The organism is Photobacterium sp. OFAV2-7, assembly GCF_022347985.1.
GTDB lineage: Bacteria > Pseudomonadota > Gammaproteobacteria > Enterobacterales > Vibrionaceae > Photobacterium.
Window position 1 is genome coordinate 1 of the sequence record NZ_JAKRFQ010000108.1, and the last position, 8,711, is coordinate 8,711.

At 46.2% G+C, this 8,711-nt stretch carries 7 protein-coding genes and 1 pseudogene; 4 read left to right on the forward strand and 4 right to left on the reverse strand.

The annotated features are described in order from the left end of the window. The 4 genes from MHN01_RS08665 to MHN01_RS08680 all read right to left on the reverse strand — a co-directional run. Window positions 1-785: glucuronate isomerase (locus MHN01_RS08665; protein ID WP_239410985.1), on the reverse strand; the 785-nt coding region annotated here is incomplete at its 3' end. A 51-nt stretch (window positions 786-836) separates the two neighbouring features. Next, entirely contained in the window at window positions 837-2,300 is a 1,464-nt protein-coding gene (locus MHN01_RS08670; RefSeq protein WP_239410986.1) for a fructuronate reductase, read from the reverse strand. Between the two features lie 76 nt (window positions 2,301-2,376). Next, window positions 2,377-3,678, reverse strand: a complete 1,302-nt coding sequence (locus tag MHN01_RS08675) for a TRAP transporter large permease (protein ID WP_239410987.1) — start codon at window positions 3,676-3,678, stop codon at window positions 2,377-2,379. A gap of 18 nt (window positions 3,679-3,696) precedes the next feature. After that, complete coding sequence (locus MHN01_RS08680; RefSeq protein ID WP_239410988.1) at window positions 3,697-4,209, reverse strand: TRAP transporter small permease; 513 nt, start codon at window positions 4,207-4,209, stop codon at window positions 3,697-3,699. 301 nt (window positions 4,210-4,510) lie between these two features. Between MHN01_RS08680 and MHN01_RS08685 the strand changes: the two genes are divergently transcribed. The 4 genes and pseudogenes from MHN01_RS08685 to MHN01_RS08700 all read left to right on the forward strand — a co-directional run. After that, window positions 4,511-5,494, forward strand: a complete 984-nt coding sequence (locus MHN01_RS08685; RefSeq protein WP_239410989.1) for a TRAP transporter substrate-binding protein — start codon at window positions 4,511-4,513, stop codon at window positions 5,492-5,494. Between the two features lie 105 nt (window positions 5,495-5,599). Next, a complete protein-coding gene (locus tag MHN01_RS08690; RefSeq protein ID WP_239410990.1) occupies window positions 5,600-6,388 on the forward strand; it encodes an FCD domain-containing protein in 789 nt (262 codons plus the stop codon). Between the two features lie 159 nt (window positions 6,389-6,547). Continuing rightward, window positions 6,548-7,732: a mannonate dehydratase gene (gene uxuA, locus MHN01_RS08695; RefSeq protein WP_239410991.1), complete on the forward strand. Its 1,185-nt coding sequence runs from the start codon at window positions 6,548-6,550 to the stop codon at window positions 7,730-7,732. 153 nt (window positions 7,733-7,885) lie between these two features. Then, window positions 7,886-8,711: pseudogene (locus MHN01_RS08700) on the forward strand (methyl-accepting chemotaxis protein); the annotation flags it as partial.

The following is an 8,711-nucleotide window of genomic DNA, read 5'->3' on the forward strand; positions in this document are numbered from 1 at the left end:
CGGGATAGCAGGGAATCGAGGGTTGCCTCTGATGGTATTTTTCCATAGCGGACTATTTCAATACCGTGGTCGGCGGCTCGGCAACCATGTATAGCAAAGTGCTCAAGACGGCGTTCCAGCGCGGTGAGAAGATCCGCAAAGCGAGTGATTTCTATATCTGCGGCTTGGCCCAGGAGCTGCATGTAGTCGCCAAAGCCATCTAACTCGATCTTGAATGCGCGATCAGGCCGCCAGCTTGGGGCGACTTCAATATCAAAGTTGGTATCTTCCGCGATGGCTTTGTGATGTTCCAGAGAGTGGATAGGATCATCGGTTGTTCCTGCCATGACCACGTTCATCTGCTTCATGATCCCGCGAGCAGAAAACTCTGGGGTGGCAAGTAATTCGTTGCATTCATGCCAGATATCTTCAGCAGTCTCCGGGCCAAATAGTTTGCCTGAGATACCAAACGGTCGGCGAAGCTCCAGGTGAGTCCAGTGATAGAGCGGGTTTCCCAAGGTTTGCGGAACCGTTTTGGCCCAGGCCATGTATTTATCGAAATCGGAACTCTCTCGCCCTGTGATTAGGTGTTCGGGGATGCCTGCCGCACGCATACCACGCCATTTGTAATGGTCTCCTTCAAGCCATATCTGGCCAAGGTTGTCGAAGTGACGGTTCTCGGCCACTTCTTGGGGATTTAAGTGACAGTGATAGTCATAAATCGGCATATCTTTAGCAAAATCATGGTACAAGCGACGGGCTACTTCATTTGACAGAAGAAAGTCTTCACAAAGGAACTGTTTCATTTCTGGCTCCAATACGGTTTCGGGAGCCGGAGCCCCCGAAGGTTAATTCAATTACAAGGAGGCAACTGCCGCTCGGGCACCCTTGGTGATAATTAGTTGGTAGGCTTTGGTGACTTCAGTGACGAAGTCTTCGTTTTTGGCCAGGTCGGTGCCGAATATGGCTTCGATATCGAGCAGGGCTTTGACCACAGAGGTATTGATACCGTTTTTCTGGTAGATAGCCTTAAATTGCTCAGCCATAGGGTCGCGGACATCAATAGGATTCGTTTTCTCGTCAACACCACTGACATACGCCATCCAGCCAGCAATTCCCATCGCAAGCCATCTGTAGTCTGTGCCATGTCTTAGGTGGAAGCGAAGTGAGCCTCCCATGCGCTGGGGGATCTTCTGGCTACCGTCCATTGCAATTTGCCAGGTCTGATGCTTCAGGCTTGGGTTGGTAAATCGCTCGATGAGCAGTTGGGCATATCCCTCAAGATCCGTGCCTTTTGGCATATTAAGAGTTGGAGCCTGGGCGTGCATCATCATATCGAAAGCGGCTTTGCGGTAGCTTTCATTGGTCATGGTGTCCGAAATGTGCGGGTAGCCGCCAAGATAACCGAGGTAGGCAAGGAATGAGTGGCTACCGTTTAACATGCGCAGTTTCATTTCTTCAAACGGAACCACATCGCTAACAAATTCGGCTCCGGCAACATCCCAGTCGGGTCGGCCGTTGACGAACTTATCTTCTATAACCCACTGGCGGAAAGGCTCGCAGGCGATTCCACAAGGGTCTTCAACACCAACAAGCTGGGTAATTTCGTTCAGTGTTTCAGGGGTAGCGGCCGGCACAATACGATCAACCATAGTGCACGGGAAGGTCACATTGACTTCTATCCATTCGGCGAGGTCTTTGTTGAGCAGCATGGCATAGTCAAGTACGGCAGCGCGGGCAACATGGCCATTTTCCTGAACGTTATCGCAAGACATAACAGTAAACGGTTTAATACCCAGCTCGCGACGTAGCCTAAGAGCTTCGACAATATAACCAATTGCCGACTGAGGGGTATGAGGGCTTTCCAGATCGGCCTGGATCATAGCGTTGACTTTATCCAGGCGGCCTGTTGCCGGATCGGTGCAATAACCTTTTTCAGTAATGGTCGTGGATACAATCGCGACTTGTTCTTCCGTCATTTTATCCAGTACTGCCTGCTGGCCGTCAAAGGTGGGATGCAGCGATTCTGTTACCGACCCGATTAATTTTACCGTGGTTTCCTTTGCGCCTTTTTCAGCCACCGTATATAGGTGATCTTGCTCTTGCAGCTTGGCGATAAGGTCTTCGCCGCCGAACAGGTTAATTTCACAAATTCCCCAGTCACTGCCGGTCTTTTCGAGCATTTCGTTAGTAAACAATGCTTGGTGCGCACGGTGGAAGGCGCCAAAGCCTAGATGGACGATCCGGCTTTTTAAAGCCGCTCGGTTGTAGTTAGGACGAATAACCAGATTATTGATAGCTGTGTTAGCAATGTTTGTCATTGTGCTCTTCCTTTGTCTCACCTGCCGACACAGGTGAGACAGACATTGAGTAAATATTGTATTGATTCTTTATTGCTTAGTAGCCCAGGACCAGATTCGGTAGGAACAGGCTCAGTTGCGGAATAAAGGTGACGGCAAGTAGTGCCATAATCAGTGCGGCATAAAACGGCAGCAAAGGCTTGATGATTTTGTCGATTGATACTTTCGCCACTGAGCAGCCGATAAAGAGGGCGCTACCTACCGGAGGAGTACAGATACCAATAGCCAAGTTGAAGGTCATCATGATGCCGAAGTGAACCGGATCGATACCCAAGTCCATTGCGATAGGCAAGAAAATAGGCGTGAAGATAAGTACAGCTGGCGTCATGTCCATGAAGATACCGACAATCAGCAAGATAAGGTTGATGATCAGCAGGATGACTAATGGGTTTTCGGATATCGCCAATAGCGCATCGGCAATCATGTAAGGAATGTCGGCATTGGCCATGGCCCAGGACATTCCCATCGATGCACCGACCAGTAGCAGCACAATCGATGTTGTTACCGCAGATTCCAGGATGATTTTAGGCAACTCTCGAAATTTCACTTCGCGGTAAATGAGTACTGCCAATACAAAGGTATATACAACGGCGATTGCAGATGCTTCGGTGGCTGTAAATATGCCTCCAATGATGCCTCCCATGATGATCACGATAAGCATCAGGGAAGGTAGTGCTTTCAGCATTGTGCTCCAGACTTCGGCAAGTGTCGGTTTGGGTGCCAGAGGATAGCCACGACGCTTGGCAATATAGCCGGCAACAGCCATTAGACTCAGACCCATCAGGATTCCCGGAATGTATCCCCCAAGGAAGAGAGCAGCAATGGATGTTCCCCCGGAGACAAGCGAGAAAACAATTAAGGTGTTGCTTGGTGGGATTAACAGGCCTGTAGGGCATGAGGTTATATTAACTGCGGCAGAGAAATGCTCGTCATAACCATCCTTCTTCTGAAGCGGAGACATAGTACCGCCCACTGCTGCTGCCGAAGCTACCGCTGAACCCGAAATTGAGCCGAACATCATATTGGCCATAACGTTTACATGGGCCAGTGAACCCGGCAAACGTCCGCCGAGCACCTTGGCAAAGTTGATCAGGCGGATGGCGATCCCCCCTTGGTTCATAATGTTGCCAGCCAGAATGAAGAACGGGATGGCGAGCAGAGCGAAGTTGTCCAGTCCTGCGGCCATACGTTGCGCCACAACGGCAATCGCCGGTTCTAGCGGTAGGCTCATCAGGATTGTAGCCAATGAGGATAGACCAATTGCAAATGAAACCGGGATCCCCAAAGTAAGGAGAATCGCAAAGCTGCCAAATAAAGTAAGAATGACTTGCCATTCCATGATGAAGTTCCTTTTTAGCTAGTGTTGCTGAGTATCGGCAGTTAACGTATTGCCGGATACTAGCTGCTTACACTTTTCAAAACCGAAGACTGCCGAATAGAAAATCATTAGTGCGCCACTAATCGGCAGGCAGAAGTAGATAAATCCCATCTCCAAACCTAGAGCAGGGGTAACCTGGCCTGTTGCCAGCGTTTTAAGTGCCAGATTGGTGCCGCCATAGACCAAGACAATGAAGGCAAAAGCTGCGATAGCTAGCTGGATGATGATTTCATTTATCAGCTTTCGTTTGCCGCTGAGTTTCATTGTCAGGAGGTCAATGGCCAGGTGGCGCTTGAGGCCTGTCGTATATGCTGCACCAATCAATGCGACCCACATAAACAGGTAACGGGCTAGTTCATCAGTAACTGTGCTTGGTTTACCAATGACATAGCGAGAGATCACCTGCCAAATGACACAGAAGACCAGGAAGGTCGAGAGGGATATGGTAAACATTGCCAGTCCCCTGTTTATATATCCAACCAATTTATTCATCTTTAGTTCCTTTGTGTGGGAAAGTATGTCAACTGACCTTTGGTTAACCAATGTAAGGAAGCATAAATTGGTTTTGCAGTCATACACACTCATTTCTAAACTAGATTATAGGAACTGGCTAATAATTGTCATGTGAGCCACTTCACAGTTGGATTGGTTGACCAATTTAAGGGTATTTCTTGTGATATGGGTCAACCAATTGGGGTTTTTATTTTGACTGGGTGCCAATTTGAATTCAGTATTAGCCCAGTACCCAAATGTACCCTACGAAATGGACAACCAATCTCACGGAGATATAACAATGATGACGCGTAAAAGTGTGCTTACTGCAGTGATCGGTGCTGCTCTTACTATTGGTGCCTCAGCTTCCGCCTATGCGGCAACGACGCTGAAGCTAAGCCACAACCACCCACGTGACCATGCCGTACATAAAGCAATGGATCATATGGCAAAAGAAGTACGTAAATTGACTGACGGCGAGGTCCGTATTCGTATCTATCCTGATGCGCAGCTGGGTACGCAGCGCGAATCGATGGAACTGATGCAAAACGGTGCCCTCCAGATGGTTAAGACCAATGCTGCCGAGTTAGAAGCATTTGCCCCTGCATATTCAGCGTTTAATTTGCCTTATCTATTCCGTGATAAATCGCATTACTACAATGTCCAAGAAGGAGAAGTGGGCGAAGAGATCCTGGCGTCATCGCGTGATAGCGGTTTCATCGGCCTGACATACTATGATGCAGGTGCCCGTAGCTTCTATACATCGAAACCAATCAATACTCCTGAAGATCTGAAAGGGCTGAAAGTTCGTGTTCAGCCAAGCCCGTCGGCGATCAATATGGTGAAAGCGCTGGGTGGCAGCCCGACACCTCTAGCGTACGGTGAGCTATATACGGCACTTCAGCAAGGCGTGGTGGATGCTGCAGAGAATAATATTCCGTCGTTTAGTTTAAGCCGTCATAGCGAGGTGTCGAAGTACTTTAGCTTGGACGAGCACACTATGGTTCCTGATGTGCTTGTAATCTCGACCAAGGCTTATGACAACCTGTCAGAAGAGAACCGTGAAGCCCTTAAAAAAGCGGCGATGAGTTCAATGGAGCTGATGAAAGAACTATGGGCTGAGTCAGAAGACAAGGAACGTGCCAAGGCAGAGAAGATGGGGGTGAAATTCGTCCAACCAAACAAGACTGCGTTTGTCGAGGCTGTGCAGCCGATGTATGACGAGCTTGAAAAGTCAAATCCAGAGCTGAACGAAATTGTTGAGCGCATCAAAGCGGTCAAATAAGTAAGAAACTAGATCTAAGTAAAAGTTAAATCAAGGTGTTGCTACATTTTAGAATATAGAGGTTGACCAATTTTATTTGGTCATTATGATGGCGTGAAGAGTGCAATGGAAAATAGTGACAATATCATCATGATGCCTTTTGAACCGAAACGACCTTACCAAGAGCTAGGGTTGATACTAAGACAGGAACTCATTGACGGCCACTATCGAGTGGGTGACCGACTACCGCCTGAACGTGACATTGCGGAAAGACTAGATGTAAGCCGTACCGTTGTGCGCGAAGCAATTATCATGCTAGAGCTGGAGAACCTGGTTGAAGTGAAAAAAGGCTCGGGTGTGTATGTCCTCAACATTCCTAGTGCGACAAACAGCCGGGAAAACGTAATAAGCGATGATGCTGGCCCTTTTGAAATGCTGCAGGCTAGGCAGTTACTGGAAAGTAATATTGCCGAGTTCGCTGCGATTCAAGTCACGCCGGGAGATATTGTAAAAATGCGTACTGCTCTGGCGTTGGAGCGAAATGAATTGGCCAGTGGGTCGGAAAACTGCAACGGTGATGAACAGTTCCATTTGTGTATTGCCGAAGCAACCCAAAACTCTGTGCTGGTTGATATGCTCAAACACTCTTGGGAACGCCGTGAGCAAAGCCCAATGTGGAAGAAATTGCATTCTCATATTACCGATCAGGCTTATCGTGAGGAATGGCTGGAAGATCACGCCCGTATTCTTGCAGCCATGCAGCGAAAAGATCCTATCGCAGCAAAAAACGCCATGTGGCAACACCTTGAAAATGTAAAGCAGCGATTACTCGAGCTATCTGATATTGATGACCCTAATTTTGATGGTTATCTATTTAGTTCAAACCCTGTCGTCCTTCTTGGGGATGAAAAATAAATCTATATCAGTTCTTGATGATATAGAAATATATGGCCAATACATCTATTGGCCTTAGTGCAGGACGGCCATAACACTCTGGTCGTTAATTAAAGTCGTTAAATACTTAACTTGAATTTTTTCGAGCGGGTTAAGTATGTCTTGTTAAAGGTGATTGTCATGGAACAAACCTGGCGCTGGTATGGCCCTAATGATCCTGTGTCGCTAGATGATATTCGTCAGGCTGGTGCAACAGGAATCGTCAATGCATTGCATCATATTCCAAATGGTGAGGTGTGGACAAAAGAAGAAATCTTAAAGCGAAAATCCCTTATCGAAGAAAAAGGGCTAACATGGTCCGTTGTTGAAAGTGTGCCTGTTCATGAAGAAATAAAAACACAAACGGGTAACTTCCAGTTATGGATTGATAATTATAAACAGACACTTCGAAATTTAGCTGAGTGTGGTATTGATACCGTTTGTTATAACTTTATGCCGGTATTAGATTGGACCCGTACAGATCTCGAATTTGAAATGCCTGATGGTTCGAAAGCGTTGCGTTTTGACCAAATTGCTTTTGCTGCCTTTGAGTTATATATATTAAAACGTCCCGGAGCAGAATCCTGTTATTCAGCTGAAGAGTTGGCACTTGCAAAACGTTATTTTGAAGATATGTCAAAAGCGGATGTTGCAAAACTGACCAGTAATATTATTGCAGGCCTCCCTGGAGCTGAAGAGGGATATACCCTGGAAGAGTTTCAGGCCCAGTTAGATCGTTATAAAGGTATCGACAAAGATAAGTTGCGTCAGCATATGGTTCACTTTCTGAAGGAGCTGATGCCTACTTGCGAGAGCAACGGTCTTAGAATGGCGGTACACCCTGATGATCCTCCTCGTCCAATCTTAGGGCTGCCACGTATCGTATCGACTATTGAAGATATTGAGTGGCTGACAAAAGAAGTTCCCAGCCAGATGAATGGTATTACCATGTGCACAGGCTCCTATGGTGTTCGGGGAGATAATGATCTGGTTGAAATGATTAAGCAACATGGTGACCGTATTTACTTTACCCACTTGCGTTCAACCCAGCGGGAAGATAACCAGCTTAGCTTCCATGAAGCGGCTCACCTGGATGGTGACGTTGATATGTACAATGTCGTGATGGAAGTCCTGAAGGAGGAGCAGCGCAGAGCAACAGCAGGAGATACTCGCCTAATTCCGATGAGACCAGATCACGGTCACCAGATGCTCGATGACCTGAAAAAGAAAACGAACCCAGGCTATTCTGCAATTGGTCGCCTTAAAGGGTTGGCAGAAGTTCGCGGGCTTGAGATGGCGCTGAAGCGTACTTTTTTTCAAAAATAGTTACTGGTTTAACGATTTTTAAGGCCCGACTCGGGCCTTTTTATATTTGCCTATAGCACGGTATTTAAAGTGTGAAATGTACTTCTGATGTATGGCCATGCAATAACAGAAAATAATGAATCCTATATAACTATACGCTTATAAGGGTATATGATGACAAGTAAACTATCTTTTAAAGTTAAAATATTATCCACTCTGATTCTTGTGCTGATTGCGACCGTTACAACCTCTTATATTAGTATAAACTACTATGTCAGTAGCTACATATTTGAAAGTGATGAAAATAGCATTAGTGCACAGATTAATCTTGTGAAAGAAAAACTCGAGGATGATATTGCCAGTAAGATTTTTCTGGCTGAAAACATCAAAATAGGTTTAACGGGTCTAGATGATGTAAAGCAGCGGACTGATTTTTATGCTATCACCAAGGTCTTGAGTGATTTAGTTGTGAATCATCAAGGAAGAGTTGAGGATGAAACCCTTGCCAATAAATACATTGATCAAGTTGAACAATCATATGGGGTAACTTTAAGTGATGTATTTTATCAAGATGATATTCCCCTAGTAAGTATTACTATTCCAAGGGGGAATGCCAGTGGTGATATCTTCTATATTGATTTGAGAAATGTTCAGTCGCTACTGTCTCAGTCGACAGTGCGGGGGAGTTATATTGAGCTGAGAGATCCAAAGCATAATCTTGTATTTTCCAATAAAGTGAAAGGTGATCTTATTGCTCTGGAAAGTCCTCTAAGTATCGGTAATAAGCAGTGGCAGCTAACCGGATATATCGATAAGGGGTTTATCTCGGAAAGAACCAATAGCTTGAATACTCGTATTACACTGGCTTTATTGATGGTTTCTCTCATTACAATCCCAGGAAGTATCTTTATACTCAATAAAATACTCAGTAACCTGAGCTCGTTGCGTAATATCATTGTTGCTCTTTCTCGTGGAGATGCAGACCTCACTCGTCGCCTGG

What these genes read in the sequence shown, in the direction of transcription:
- MHN01_RS08670 (WP_239410986.1), bottom strand. Translation starts at nt 2,300, where the DNA reads ATGACAAACATTGCTAACACAGCTATCAATAATCTGGTTATTCGTCCT.
- MHN01_RS08675 (WP_239410987.1), bottom strand. Translation starts at nt 3,678, where the DNA reads ATGGAATGGCAAGTCATTCTTACTTTATTTGGCAGCTTTGCGATTCTC.
- MHN01_RS08680 (WP_239410988.1), bottom strand. Translation starts at nt 4,209, where the DNA reads ATGAATAAATTGGTTGGATATATAAACAGGGGACTGGCAATGTTTACC.
- MHN01_RS08685 (WP_239410989.1), top strand. Translation starts at nt 4,511, where the DNA reads ATGATGACGCGTAAAAGTGTGCTTACTGCAGTGATCGGTGCTGCTCTT.
- MHN01_RS08690 (WP_239410990.1), top strand. Translation starts at nt 5,600, where the DNA reads ATGGAAAATAGTGACAATATCATCATGATGCCTTTTGAACCGAAACGA.
- uxuA (WP_239410991.1), top strand. Translation starts at nt 6,548, where the DNA reads ATGGAACAAACCTGGCGCTGGTATGGCCCTAATGATCCTGTGTCGCTA.